Source organism: Bradyrhizobium sp. BWA-3-5 (assembly GCF_032917985.1).
Classification (GTDB): domain Bacteria; phylum Pseudomonadota; class Alphaproteobacteria; order Rhizobiales; family Xanthobacteraceae; genus Bradyrhizobium.
This window is the reverse complement of record NZ_CP136626.1, coordinates 249,833-262,619: the sequence shown is the minus strand read 5'-3', so window position 1 is coordinate 262,619 and position 12,787 is coordinate 249,833. Positions and strand designations below refer to the sequence as shown.

General features: G+C 63.9%; 11 protein-coding genes. 7 read left to right on the top strand and 4 right to left on the bottom strand.

Annotation, left to right across the window (positions count from 1 at the left end; all coding sequences use genetic code 11):
* Positions 1-91 precede the first annotated feature (91 nt).
* On the bottom strand, positions 92-1,477 hold the full coding sequence (locus RX331_RS01240; protein WP_317254863.1) for an MFS transporter: 1,386 nt from the start codon (positions 1,475-1,477) through the stop codon (positions 92-94).
* A gap of 128 nt (positions 1,478-1,605) precedes the next feature.
* On the opposite strand from RX331_RS01240, the gene ggt reads away from it, so the two are divergent.
* From ggt to RX331_RS01225, 3 genes are read left to right on the top strand one after another with little or no spacing between them, the layout of a single operon-like run.
* Complete coding sequence (ggt, locus tag RX331_RS01235) at positions 1,606-3,348, top strand: gamma-glutamyltransferase (protein WP_317254862.1); 1,743 nt, start codon at positions 1,606-1,608, stop codon at positions 3,346-3,348.
* 39 nt (positions 3,349-3,387) lie between these two features.
* Positions 3,388-4,284 carry an NAD(P)-dependent oxidoreductase gene (locus RX331_RS01230; protein WP_317254861.1) on the top strand — a complete coding sequence of 299 codons (897 nt, stop codon included), beginning with the start codon at positions 3,388-3,390 and terminating at the stop codon, positions 4,282-4,284.
* Positions 4,285-4,302: 18 nt separating this feature from the next.
* Positions 4,303-5,685: a serine hydrolase gene (locus RX331_RS01225; RefSeq protein ID WP_317254860.1), complete on the top strand. Its 1,383-nt coding sequence runs from the start codon at positions 4,303-4,305 to the stop codon at positions 5,683-5,685.
* 156 nt (positions 5,686-5,841) lie between these two features.
* Here the strand turns inward: RX331_RS01225 and RX331_RS01220 are convergent, their stop codons facing one another.
* Positions 5,842-6,507 (bottom strand): glutathione S-transferase, encoded by a 666-nt coding sequence (locus tag RX331_RS01220; RefSeq protein WP_317254859.1) that lies wholly within the window; start codon positions 6,505-6,507, stop codon positions 5,842-5,844.
* Between the two features lie 152 nt (positions 6,508-6,659).
* Here RX331_RS01220 and RX331_RS01215 point away from each other — a divergent pair, with 152 nt between their 5' ends.
* From RX331_RS01215 to panE, 4 genes are all read left to right on the top strand, one after another.
* Positions 6,660-7,265 carry a DUF2239 family protein gene (locus RX331_RS01215; protein ID WP_317254858.1) on the top strand — a complete coding sequence of 202 codons (606 nt, stop codon included), beginning with the start codon at positions 6,660-6,662 and terminating at the stop codon, positions 7,263-7,265.
* 98 nt (positions 7,266-7,363) lie between these two features.
* Positions 7,364-8,698 (top strand): MATE family efflux transporter, encoded by a 1,335-nt coding sequence (locus RX331_RS01210; protein ID WP_317254857.1) that lies wholly within the window; start codon positions 7,364-7,366, stop codon positions 8,696-8,698.
* A gap of 68 nt (positions 8,699-8,766) precedes the next feature.
* Positions 8,767-9,399: a 2-hydroxychromene-2-carboxylate isomerase gene (locus tag RX331_RS01205; protein WP_410708352.1), complete on the top strand. Its 633-nt coding sequence runs from the start codon at positions 8,767-8,769 to the stop codon at positions 9,397-9,399.
* A 118-nt stretch (positions 9,400-9,517) separates the two neighbouring features.
* A complete protein-coding gene (gene panE, locus RX331_RS01200) occupies positions 9,518-10,441 on the top strand; it encodes a 2-dehydropantoate 2-reductase (RefSeq protein WP_317254855.1) in 924 nt (307 codons plus the stop codon).
* Between the two features lie 143 nt (positions 10,442-10,584).
* Here the strand turns inward: panE and RX331_RS01195 are convergent, their stop codons facing one another.
* Together RX331_RS01195 and RX331_RS01190 are read right to left on the bottom strand one after the other, a co-directional pair.
* Positions 10,585-11,160 (bottom strand): c-type cytochrome, encoded by a 576-nt coding sequence (locus RX331_RS01195; protein ID WP_317254854.1) that lies wholly within the window; start codon positions 11,158-11,160, stop codon positions 10,585-10,587.
* 85 nt (positions 11,161-11,245) lie between these two features.
* Entirely contained in the window at positions 11,246-12,505 is a 1,260-nt protein-coding gene (locus RX331_RS01190; protein WP_317254853.1) for a PQQ-dependent sugar dehydrogenase, read from the bottom strand.
* Positions 12,506-12,787: the final 282 nt, after the last annotated feature.

Genomic DNA, 12,787 nt, shown 5'->3' with positions numbered 1-12,787 from the left:
TCAATTGGTGAAAAGCAACTAACCTAGCGTAAAACAACTGATGTCACGCAGTATGGGTCCCGGCTCAAGGCCGGGACGACGAGCGGAGAGATCACTCCCGCACCCGCATCAGCAGCGCCAGGCCTGCGGCAAAGAACACCACCAGCAGCGCCATGCCGGCCTTCTGGCTAGCGCTTACGGCGGTGATCGCGCCGATCAGGAGCGGGCCGATGAACGACGTCACCTTGCCGGTCAGTGCGAACAGGCCGAAATACTGCGCGATGCGATCTCTTGGCGCGAGGCGGATCAGCAGCGTGCGCGAGGCCGCCTGCAACGGGCCGCCGGCCGCGCCGATCAGGCAGCCGAGCACGAGATAGGCGCGCTCGGCGGCGCCTGAGAACAGCGCCCCACCGGGCGTCGGCGGAGCGACCTCCACGAACAGGATCGAATCCTTGTCGACCAGAAGGATCGCCGCCAGCGCGAACAGCAGGATCAGCAGGCTGCCGGCGACGACACGCTTCGGGCCCAGCATATCATCGAGCTTGCCGCCAAGCCAGGCGCCAAACGTGCCGGCGATCGCCAGCAGGATTCCAAAGGTGCCGATCTGGATCGTACGCCAGCCAAACGTACCCGCGGCGTAAATGCCGCCGAAGGCGAACAGCGACACCAACCCGTCGGTATAGATCATGTTGGCGAGCAAAAACGTCGCGATGTTGCGCTGCTTCGGCAATTCGGCGAGCGTCCGCTTGATTCCGTTCAATCCTTCGCGCACCGCCGCGCGGATCGGCCGCTGCGCCGGATAATCCGGCGTGAACAGGAACATCGGTGTCACGAAAATGATGAACCAGATTCCGGTCAACGGACCCGTGATGCGGTCCCCCTGATGCGTGACCGGATCGAGCCCGAACAGCGGCACGAGGCCAAACAGCGTGCGCCCTGTGTCGGGACTGGCGGCGAGGAAGCCGAGCACCAGGACAAGGCTCAGGATGCCGCCGATATAGCCGGTCGCCCAGCCGGTGCCGGACAACCGGCCGATTCGATCAGGCGGCACCAGCGTCGGCATCATCGCGTTGTTGAAGACGGTGGCGAATTCGACGCCGACGCTGGCGATCGCATAGGCGAGCAAAAGCTGCGGAATGACGCTGGCATCGCCGGGCTTGCCGAACCACATCAGGCAGGCGCCGACCACCAGCAGCGATCCGAAGCCGGCGATCCACGGCTTGCGGCGGCCGCTGGCATCCGCAATGGCACCCAGCACCGGCGACAGCAGCGCGATCATCAGTCCGGCCGCGGCGGTGGCAAACCCCCACAGCGCCTGCCCGCTTGCCGGGTCCGGCGCGACGAAGCTCGCAAAGTAGGGCGCGAAGACAAAGGTGGTGATCAGCGTAAAATACGGCTGCGCGGCCCAGTCGAAGAAGATCCAGCTGACGACGGCGGCACGGCCCGGATAAACATGCGGAATTTCGCCGCCTTGCGCCTCGGAAGCGGTCACCGCCATGCCGGATATTTCCCTTCAAAGTCGCGTGAAGCGTTTTGCCTGTCGAATCCAAACCCATATAGCATGCATCACCGACGGCGGGGCGGCTGCCGCGCGTCACACAGTCTTCCAACTGCGGCGGAATTTCGATGGCGGTCTTTTCAATCCGGTGGCGCCGAGTAGCGGCCACATTCGTCCTTGTGTTCGCCTGCGGCACGGCCGCGCTTGCCCAGGAGCGGCGCGCTTACGCGCCGCCCGATCTTGCGACCGTCCGCGGCATCACCGCCGAACACGGCATGGTGGTGGCGCAGGAACGGATCGCCGCGCAAGTCGGCGCCGATATCCTCAGGCAGGGCGGTAACGCGGTCGATGCCGCGGTTGCCACCGGCTTTGCGCTCGCCGTCACCTATCCGCGCGCCGGTAATATCGGCGGCGGCGGTTTCATGGTGATCCATTCGGCTGGCCGTAACGAGGACGTCGCGATCGATTACCGCGAGACCGCGCCGGCGGCGATCACAACCGATATTTTTCTGGGGGCAGACGGCAAGCCCGATCCCGACAAGTCGCGCAATTCCGCGCTCGGCATCGGCGTGCCCGGCACCGTCGCCGGCCTGGCGATGGCACTGGAGAAATACGGCTCGGGCCGCTTCACGCTGGCGCAGATCCTTAAACCCGCCATCGAGCTGGCGCGCGACGGCTTTGTCGTCACCGACGACATGGCCGATACGCTCTCCGACATGTATCGCCGCATGTCGCGTTGGCCGAGTTCGACCGGGCGGCTGGCGCGTGCGGACGGCACGCAATTGCAGGAGGGCGATCGGCTGATCCAGGCCGATCTCGCGGCAACGCTGTCGGCGATTGCTGAGCAGGGTCCGCGCGGATTCTACGAAGGGCCCGTCGCCGAGCAGCTTGCAAAGGCCGTCCGCTATGCCGGCGGCATCATGACGGCCGACGATCTCAAATCCTACGAGGCGGTGATCCGCACGCCCGTGCGCGGCAATTACCGCGGCTACGACATCGTTTCGATGCCGCTGCCTTCTTCCGGCGGTACGGTGCTGCTGCAGTCGCTGAACATCCTTGAAGGATTCGCAATATCGGACATGAAGCAGGGCGCCGCGCCGTCGCTGCACCTTCTGGTCGAGGCGATGAAGCGCGCCTATGCCGACCGCGCGCGCTATCTCGGCGATCCCGCCTTCGTCAATGCGCCGGTCAACGTGCTGACCACCAAGGAATACGCGGCGAAGCAGCGCGCCAGCATCGACCTGGCGCGCGCAACGCCGGCGGGCGATGTGCTCGCGGCGAGCCCGCGCGAGGGCAGCAACACCACGCATTATTCGGCGGTCGATGCCAGCGGCAATGCGGTCAGCAATACCTACACGCTGAATTTTCCCTACGGTGTCGGCCTCGTCGCGCAGGGCACCGGCGTGCTGCTCAACAACGAGCTCGACGATTTCACCGCCGCGCCCGGCGCGTCCAACGCGTTCGGCCTCGTCGGCTTCGAGGCCAATCTGCCCGGACCGGGAAAAAGGCCTTTGTCGTCGATGTCGCCGACCATCGTCCTGAAGGACGGCAAGCCGGTGCTGGTCACGGGCTCGCCGGGCGGCAGCCGCATCATCTCGGCGGTGCTGCAGATCGTCGTCGACGTGATCGACTACAGGATGGATGTCGCCGCCGCTGTGGCCGCGCCGCGGGTCCATCATCAATGGATGCCCGATGAAGTGCGGGTCGAACGCGGCTTTCCTGAGGAGGTGCTGACCGAGCTGAAGGCGAAAGGCCACAAGGTGATCGAGCCACTCGGCCAGACCTCGGCCAATTCCATCGCCGTCACACCGACCGGCCTGCTCGGCGCCCCCGATCCACGCACGAGGGGCGCAGCGGCCGCAGGGCAGTAGGAGTATCATGGCGCTGCCTCATCAAGAGGAGAGTTTTCGATGACATCGCTCAAGGACAAGACGCTGTTCATCTCCGGCGCCAGCCGCGGCATCGGGCTGGCGATTGCGCTGCGCGCCGCGCGCGACGGCGCCAATGTCGCGATCGCCGCAAAGACCGCCGAGCCGCATCCACGGCTCAAGGGCACCATCTACACCGCGGCGGACGAGATTCGCGCCGCCGGCGGCAAGGCGCTGCCGGTGCTCTGCGATATCAGGGACGAGGCGCAAGTGATCGCAGCGGTCGAGCAGACCGTTGCCGAGTTCGGCGGTATCGATATCTGCGTCAACAATGCCAGCGCGATCAGCCTGACCAATTCGCAAGCGACCGACATGAAGCGGTTCGACCTGATGATGGGAATCAATACGCGCGGCACGTTCATGGTTTCGAAATACTGCATCCCACACCTGAAGAAGGCGGCCAATCCGCACATCCTGATGCTGTCGCCGCCGCTCGACATGAAGGCCAAATGGTTCGAGCACTCCACCGCCTACACAATGGCCAAGTTCGGCATGAGCATGTGCGTGCTGGGGCTGTCGGGTGAATTGAAATCGGCCGGTGTCGCCGTCAACGCGCTGTGGCCGCGCACCACCATCGCGACCGCCGCAGTCGGGAATCTGCTCGGCGGCGAAGCGATGATGCGGGCGAGCCGGACACCGGAAATCATGGGCGACGCCGCACACGCGATCCTGACGCGGCCGTCGCGCGAGTTCACTGGGCAGTTCTGCATCGACGACAAGGTGCTGTATGCGTCGGGCGTCCGGGATTTCGAGAAATATCGCGTCGATCCTTCGGTGAAGCTGATGTCGGACTTCTTCGTCCCCGAAGACGATGTGCCGCCGCCCGGCGTTACCGTGCAGGCACTGCCTTCGGTCGGCGCGGCGCAGACGTCACGCTAGAGGTGGGGCGTGTGAACCTTGCGAAAGTGGATCGCCCCCGCGCTCGCCATCGTCATCGCCGCACTGGTGGGTACGGGCATCCATTTCCGGCCCGACCGCGCCATTCGCGTCGCGACCACCTATGTCGCGCATAATATCTGCTCGAAGACGTTCGTCTCGGGCCTCGATCCGCAAGGCGTGTTTGCGGAAGTCTCCGACCGCGCCGGGATTCGCCGGCTGCGTCATGTGCTGCGCTTCGACATCGACCGCACCGCGCACACCGTCGATGCCTCGGTGCTCGGACTGCTTCGCAGCCGCGCGGCCTTTCACGAAGGGTTTGGCTGCGTCGACCTGCACGGACAGAAGCAGCCTTATCTGCTGAAGAGCGACGTCGAGGCGCTGAAGGCAAAGACGCCGCCGTCGCTGCCGGAGATTGCGGGCCCGGCCCTTGTCGAGCCGTCCGAGCCGGCGCTGAAGGCGGCGCTCGATCACGCCTTCGAGGAGCCGGCGGCGCCACCGTTTCGCCGGACCAGGGCGGTGGTCGTGGTGCACGACGGCAAGGTGATTGCCGAGCGCTATGCCGCAGGCATCACCGTCAACACCCCGCTGCTCGGCTTCTCCATGACTAAGTCGGTCATCAACGCACTGATCGGCATCCTCACCCAGCAGGGCCTCGTCACGCCCTCGATGCCCGCGCCGATCCCGGAATGGCGCGGCGCCAACGACCCCAGGCGCGAGATCGAGGTCGAGCATCTCATGCGCATGACCAGCGGCCTCGACCTCGACGAGACCAATTCCGGCTTCGATGCTTCCAGCCGGATGTATTTGGAGGATGACACGTCCGCTTACGCCGTGAACGCGAAGATGATCGCGCCGATCGGCACGCGCTGGGCCTATTCGAGCCCGACCACGCAGATCCTGGCGCGCATCATCCGCGACGCCGTCGGCGGGCCGGAGCAGACGCTGGCGTTCGCCTGGCGCGAACTGTTCAACCCGCTCGGCATGCGCAGTGTCACGCTGGAGTTCGACGGATCAGGCACATTGCAAGGTTCGACCTACATGCTGGCCAGCGCGCGCGACTGGGCAAAATTCGGCCTGCTCTACCTCAATGACGGCGTGGCCGGCGACAAGCGCATCCTGCATCCGGACTGGGTCGATTTCTGCGCCGCCGCCACGCGTGATACCGACTATGCCGCCGGCTTCTGGACCAACCGCAGCGACCATCCCAACGCGAAGGGCCGCGTACGACTTGGGATTCCGCGCGACGCCTTTTTTGCGTCCGGCGATCTCGGCCAGCGCATTTTCATTATTCCGTCGCATCGCCTCGTCGTGGTGCGGCTCGGCGACAGCGTCGATCCGACCGGCGATATCAGGGGTGTTGCGCGCTTGGTGAAGGAAGTGATCGCGGCGGTGCAGCCATGAGGCATCGTCATTGCGGTCAAGACTTGTCATCGTCCGCCTTGTGCGCGATTTGCGCACTGGAGCGGACGATCCAGTATCCCAGAAACAGTAGTGATGAACCGATAGGCCGCAGCGTACTGGATGCCCCGCCTTCGCGGGGTATGACAAGTTTATGCTTCAACGCCCCACCACATACGGCCCGCCCTTTTCCAGCGCACGCGCGTAGGCCGGCCGCGCGTGGATGCGCTCGAGGAACGCCATCGCCTTGGGATGGCCCTGCTCGAGTCCGGCGCGGGCCGCGGCGGCTTCGAGCGGAAAACTCATCTGGATGTCGGCGCCGGTGAATTCGCTGCCGGCGAACCACTCGCTTTTGCCGAGCTCGCTCTCCCAATAGTCCATGTGCTGCTTGAGCTGCGGATTAACCAGCGTGGTCAGCGCAGTGTTGGAAACCTTGCGCACCAAAGGCCGCAGCAACGCCGGAGTGCGCTTTGGCATCAGCGTGAACAAGAGCTTGAGCAGCAGCGGCGACATCGCCGATCCCTCGGCATAGTGCAGCCAATAAGTGTAGCGCAGCCGCTCCGGCGTATCAGGCGGCGGGATCAGGCGCCCATTGCCGTAGGTATTGATGATGTATTCGCAGATCGCGCCTGATTCAGCGATGGTGTTGCCGTTGTCGGTGATGACGGGCGACTTGCCGAGCGGATGAATGGCGCGCAATTCCCTGGGCGCCCGCATGTCCGGCTGACGCTGGTAGCGCACGATCTCGTAGGGAACACCTAGCTCTTCGAGCAGCCACAGCACGCGCTGCGAGCGGGAATTGTTGAGATGATGAACCGTCAGCATGTCGTCCCCTTCGATTGGCGGGCCGTTGGTGCCAGCCGGACGCGTCAAAGTCGAGACGGCCATCGGTGAAAGCGAGATATTTATCCGGGTGATATTGACAGAAGAATTTGATCCGGGTAAATATAGACTGATAAAAACTGAAAGTCGCTCCGATGGTTACCAGCGCCCGCCCGCAATTTACGGCCTTCATCGGCCAACAACTCCTGGCATCCGGCCCGCTCGCCGAGGTCGCGATTGCGGTCATGAATGCCTCGCGCAACCCGGCCGCGCCGCCGATCATCATGTTCGCCGACGCCAGCGGACAGCCGATCGACCTCGATCTGCGCGGCACCGAGCGCGACGTCGTTGCGCGACTGCCGCAACCGGCGCCCGATCGGGAAGCCGCGACGGAGGAGGCATCGACCGAGCCGCGCGGCCGCGGGCGGCCAAAGCTCGGCGTGGTCGCGCGTGAGGTGACGCTATTGCCGCGCCATTGGGAATGGCTCGGGTCGCAGCCCGGCGGCGCATCGGTCGCGCTGCGCAAGCTGGTGGAGGAGGCGCGCCGCGCCAATGGCGATGCCGATCGCGCCCGCGCCGCACGGGATGCCGCCTATCGCTTCATGTCCGTGATGGCCGGCAACCTCGCCGGCTTCGAGGAAGCATCGCGCGCGTTGTTCGCAGACGACCGGCGGCGCTTCGTCAGCCTGATCGCCGGCTGGCCCGACGACATCCGCGATCACGTCGTCAAGCTCGCCTTCAGCGACCGCGCCGAACCTTAAGGCGCGGTCGCCGCTGGCCCGAACCTCGAGAGTCTCTCCTCCGCCACCGCTCCGGTGCGCGGCAACAATCCGTCACGCCTTCATTGAGAACAAACGTCATGTCGAAATCCCCTGTCCTTTGGAAGACGTTCCTCGTCTTCCTCGCGCCGCTGATGCTGAGCAATGCGCTGCAATCGCTGTTCGGCACCGTAAGCAACGCCTTGCTCGGCCAGATGATCGGCGTCGATGCGCTGGCCGCCGTGTCGGTATTTTTCCCGGTGATGTTTTTCCTATTCGCCTTCGTCATGGGCCTCTCCACCGGCGCCACCGTCTTGATCGGGCAGGCCTGGGGCGCCGGCGAGCGCGGCACCGTGAAGGCGGTCGCCGGCGCGACGCTGGCGATCGGCCTGTGGCTGGCCATCGGCATTGCACTGATCGGCGGGCTGTTCAGCCGGCAATTGATGATCGCGCTGGCGACGCCGCCCGACGTCATCGACCAGGCGACTACTTACGCGCGCGTGATGCTGCTGACGATGCCGCTCGGCTTCGTCTTCCTGCTGGCGACGGCGATGCTGCGTGGGATCGGCAACACGCTGACGCCGCTGAGGGCGCTGGCGCTGTCGAGTGGGATCGGCCTGTTGCTCTCGCCGCTTCTCATCCGCGGCGGGTTTGGCGTCGCCGGACCGGCATGGGCGGCGGCGATTTCCAATGCCCTGACGCTGATCGTGCTCGGCATGTATCTGCGTCACCGGAAAAGCCCGCTGGCGCCGGACAGCGAACTCTGGCGCAAGCTCCGGCTGGACCGCGCCTTGCTCGGCAAAATCCTCAGCATCGGCATTCCGAGCGCGGTCGGGATGGTGGTGATGGCGATTGCCGAGCTGGTGCTGCTCGGCCTCGTCAACGGTTTTGGCTCGGAAGCGACCGCAGCCTATGGCGCGGTCAACCAGATCATGGGCTACGCGCAGTTCACCGCGGTATCGATTTCGATCGCGGTGTCGATCCTCGGCGCACAGGCGATCGGCGGCGGGGATAGTAGCCGGCTCGACGCCATCGTTCGGACCGGCCTCGTGCTCAATCTCGTGCTGACCGGTGGTCTGGTGGCGTTGATATGCCTGTTTCCGAAAGCGGCGCTCGGCATCTTCATTACCGACCCGGCCGTCCTCGAACGCGCGCAGGAATTGCTCATGATCGCCTTGTGGAGTTCGGTGCCGTTCGGCATGGCCACCGTATTCTCGGGCGCGATGCGCGCCGGCGGCGTGGCGCTTGCTCCGATGCTGCTCTCGATCTTCGCCATCGTGGCGATCGAAATACCCTCGGCCGTCATGCTGAGCCGGACCATCGGGCTCAAAGGCGTGTGGGCTGCCTATCCGATCGTGTTCTGCGCCATGTTCGTGCTGCAACTCAGCTATTACATGCTGGTCTGGCGCCGGCGCCCGTTGCGGCGGCTGGTCTAGCAAAGACGGTGCTCACAGTATTACGATCGTCATCATACCGGTGGACGCGCCGCATGCCTTGGGTCAGAATGCGCCAAAACATCAGGGAGACTGTCGTGAGCATAAATCCGCAATTCCTTTTCGATGTCGGTAGTCCCAATGCCTTTCTCAGCCACGAGGCGATACCGGCGATCGAGAAGCGCACCGGCGTGAAGTTCGAATATGTGCCGATCCTGCTCGGCGGCATCTTCAAGGCCACCAACAACAAATCGCCCGCCGAATCGCTCGCCGGCATCAAGAACAAGCGTGAATTCCACGCCCTGGAAACTGAGCGCTTCGTGAAGCGCTTTGGCGTCAAGCCCTACGTCTGGAACCCATTCTTTCCGGTCAACACGCTGAATCTGATGCGCGCCGCGGTGGCGGCGCAGCTCGAAGGCGTGTTCGAAAAATACGTCGAGGCCGCCTTCCATCACATGTGGGTCGAGCCGAAGAAGATGGATGATCCGGAAGTTGCGGCCAAGGCGCTGGCCGCGTCCGGCCTCGACGCCGGCAAGCTGCTGACCCGCGCACAGGATGCCGACGTAAAGGCCAAGCTGATCGAGAATACACAAAGCGCGGTCGAGCGCGGTGCCTTCGGCTCGCCGACGTTCTTCGTCGGCCAGGAAATGTTCTTCGGCAAGGAACAGCTTCGCGAGGTCGAGGAAATGATTTCGGGCAAATAGCGCGGGATTCGTGGTAGAGAAGCGAACGGCGAGTAGCGAATAGAACGTCGCAGTGCGCTCTTCCTACTCGCCATTCGCTACTCGCCCTTCCAAGACCAACAATAAAGGAAGTTGATCCATGCGTATTCTCGTGGTCGGCGCCGGCGCCATCGGCGGCTATTTCGGCGGCAGGCTGCTTCAGGCTGGAAACGATGTGACCTTCCTGGTCCGGCCGAAGCGCGCGTCCGAGCTCGCAAGCGCCGGGCTCGTTATCAAGAGCCCCGCCGGTGATGTCACGCTCAAGAACCCGCCGACCGTGCTGGCAGACAAGCTCGCCGAGCCATTCGACGTCGTGCTGCTCAGCTGCAAGGCGTTCGACCTCGAAGACGCGATCAAGTCCTTTGCCCCGGCGGTCGGGCCCACCACGTCGATCATTCCGCTGCTCAACGGCATGCTGCACCTCAACGCGCTGGACAAGAAATTCGGCGCCAGCTGCGTGCTTGGCGGCCTCTGCGCCATCGCGGTGACGCTCAACGAGGCGCGCGAGGTGGTGCAGCTCGCGCCGATGCAGTCGCTCAATTTCGGCGAACGCGACGGCACGATGTCGGAGCGGGTGCGCGCGATTGCGAAAGTGTTCGAGAGCGGCAAGTTCGGCGCGGTCGCGAGCGAACACATCATGCAGGACATGTGGGAGAAATGGGTCTTCCTCGCCTCGCTCGCCGCCTCCACCTCGCTGATGCGCACGTCGGTCGGCAACATCCTGGCGGCCGCCGGCGGCAAGGATTTTCTGCTCGGCATGCTCGATGAATGCAGCGCGATTGCCAAGGCGTCAGGCTACGAGCCGGCTGGCCCCTTCTTCCAGCGCACCGCCGGGCTGTTGACCACCGAGGGCTCGCCGATGACCGCCTCGATGTTCCGCGACATCAAGGCAGGCCTGCCCGTCGAGGCCGACCACGTGATCGGCGATCTCGTCGCGCGCGCCGACGCCGCCAAGATCCCGGTGCCGAAATTGCGCATCGCCTATACCCATCTCAAGGCGTATGAGAAGGAGCGTTCCGCGTAGTCATACCGCTTTATCTCGGTCGTCCCTGCGAACGCAGGGACCCATAGCCATCGGCGACAGTTTTGTGAAAGGCGTCGGCCACGCTGCCACACCGAGAGATCACGCGGTATGGGTCCCTGCGTTCGCAGGGGCGACCAAATCACTCACAAATGCGCGAGATAATGCGCGAGCGCCTCGATCTCTTCCTCGCTCAGCGGAAAGGCGACATCGGCCATCGCCGCCATCGCGCCGCCCGCACGCACGCTTGTCTTATAGTCGCGCAGCGCCTTCACGAGATATTCCTCGCGCTGGCCAGCAAGGCGGGCGACACCCTTGGTGCCGGCATAGCTGTCGGTATGGCATGAGGCGCAGCGACGGCCGACGGCCGCCTGCGCGCCCTTTTTCGAAAGGCCCGGATCGTCGTCGGGCTTGGGCGTCGGCGGTGGAAGCGAGGCGTAGTAGGCGCCGAGGTTGCGGATGTCGTCATTGTTGAGCTGCTCGACGATCGGCTGCATCTGCTCATTCTTGCGGGTGCCGGCGCGGAAGAACACGAGCTGCCACTGAATGAACTGATCGGGCTGTGCCGCGAGCGATGGAATGTTTTCCATCTGCGAAATGCCGCCCTCGCCGTGGCATCCGACACAGAGCTCGGCCTTCGCCTTACCGGCCGCGATATCGGCAGCGCGGGCGGGCGAACCGCAGGCCATCGCCGCTGCCAGCAGGACCAATGCCATTCGCATGCGAGCTCCTCAACATCACGCCGGAAAGAACAGAAGCTGCGGCCACCCGTTCCCGGGTAACCGCAGCCTCTGAATCGTTCACGTCCTATTTTTTGTAGCTGATGCGATAGATGGCGCCGGCCCAATCGTCGGCCACCAGGATCGAACCATCCTTGGCGACAATGATGTCGTTCGGACGTCCCAGATAGTTGGTGTCACCCTCGAGCCAGCCGGAGGCGAATATCTCCGATTTGGCGTTCTTGCCGTCGGCATCGACGATCACGCGCTTGATGCGGGCACCCTGGTACTTGTAGCGGTTCCAGGAGCCGTGCTCGGCGATCAGGATGTTGTTCTTGTACTCAGGCGGAAACTGATCGCCGGTGTAGAACTTCATCCCGAGCGGTGCGACATGGGCGCCAAGCTTGACGACCGGCGGCGTGAATTCATCGCATTTGTGACCCATCGCGAATTTCGGGTCCGGCATGTCGCCTTGATGGCAATAGGGATAGCCGAAATGCTCGCCGATCTTGGAGATCATGTTGAGCTTGTCGCTCGGCATGTCGTCGCTGATCCAGTCGCGGGCATTCTCCGTGAACCAATACCGCCCCGAGCGGGGATCGACGTCGCCGCCGACGCTGTTGCGCACGCCGAGCGCCCAGATCTCGGCATTGCCGGTCTTGGGATCGACTCGGCGGACCTGCGAAAGGCTGGTCGGCGGGAGGCCGATGTTGAAGGGCGGTCCGAACGGCAGATAGAACCAGCCCTCCTTGTCGACAGCGATATATTTCCAGCCATGCGCGACATAGGACGGCATGTCGTCATACACCACCTTGCCAGCGCCGAGATTGTCGAGATTGGCTTCGGCGTTTTCGTATTTGATCAGCCGGTTGATCGCGACGACGTAGAGGGCGCCGTCTTGGAACGCCAGACCGGTAGGCATGGTGAGGCCCTTGAGGACGGTCTTGACCTCTCGCTTGCCGCCATTGTCCTTGATCGCATAGACGTTGCCGAGACTGAAGGAACCGACAAACAACGTGCCCTTGTCACCCCAGGCCATCTGCCGCGCCTCCAGCACGCCCGAAGCATACACCTCGATGCTGAAGCCATCCGGCAGCTTGATCTTCTTCATCATCGCCGCAAGTTCGGCTTCCGAAGCGCCGGTCGGCGGGCCGGATGGCGGCGCCTGCCCCTTCTGGGCTTCGGTCTCGTCGCCGAGGAACCAGTCCGGCGGCGGGTTGGTCCAGAAGTCCTTGGTGCCGGACTCGTATTTCTTCAGGGCCTTCTGCTGCGCGCTGGCCTCGCCGACCCCCGCTACAACGAGGATGGCTGCGAGCGCAAGAATAGATCGATTGAAAGCCGATTTCATCGCGTCACTCCCGTAAGGCAGCCTGGCGGCTGCGCCTTGTTATTTATTGAGAGACGAATTTGGTCTGGTGAGTTGCAACAGACCAAAAAATCGTAGCACATCGGCTGCGGGAAAGAAGCGCACGCGGCTCGGCCCGGTACGATCGGCAAAAATTGTGAGACGGATTGGCAAGCCGCTTGCGGCGTCAGCAGCGTTTGCACCTGCACCCGCTGCATCGCAATATTCACGGCTAAGCCGCACAAGTGGGCGCCGTACCACATCGTGGGAAACGCGCAGCTTCAA

Bases quoted from the DNA above. Each gene is read 5' to 3' on its own strand.
- RX331_RS01240 (WP_317254863.1), bottom strand. From the start codon at position 1,477: ATGGCGGTGACCGCTTCCGAGGCGCAAGGCGGCGAAATTCCGCATGTT.
- ggt (WP_317254862.1), top strand. From the start codon at position 1,606: ATGGCGGTCTTTTCAATCCGGTGGCGCCGAGTAGCGGCCACATTCGTC.
- RX331_RS01230 (WP_317254861.1), top strand. From the start codon at position 3,388: ATGACATCGCTCAAGGACAAGACGCTGTTCATCTCCGGCGCCAGCCGC.
- RX331_RS01220 (WP_317254859.1), bottom strand. From the start codon at position 6,507: ATGCTGACGGTTCATCATCTCAACAATTCCCGCTCGCAGCGCGTGCTG.
- RX331_RS01215 (WP_317254858.1), top strand. From the start codon at position 6,660: ATGGTTACCAGCGCCCGCCCGCAATTTACGGCCTTCATCGGCCAACAA.
- RX331_RS01210 (WP_317254857.1), top strand. From the start codon at position 7,364: ATGTCGAAATCCCCTGTCCTTTGGAAGACGTTCCTCGTCTTCCTCGCG.
- RX331_RS01205 (WP_410708352.1), top strand. From the start codon at position 8,767: ATGCGCCAAAACATCAGGGAGACTGTCGTGAGCATAAATCCGCAATTC.
- panE (WP_317254855.1), top strand. From the start codon at position 9,518: ATGCGTATTCTCGTGGTCGGCGCCGGCGCCATCGGCGGCTATTTCGGC.
- RX331_RS01195 (WP_317254854.1), bottom strand. From the start codon at position 11,160: ATGCGAATGGCATTGGTCCTGCTGGCAGCGGCGATGGCCTGCGGTTCG.
- RX331_RS01190 (WP_317254853.1), bottom strand. From the start codon at position 12,505: ATGAAATCGGCTTTCAATCGATCTATTCTTGCGCTCGCAGCCATCCTC.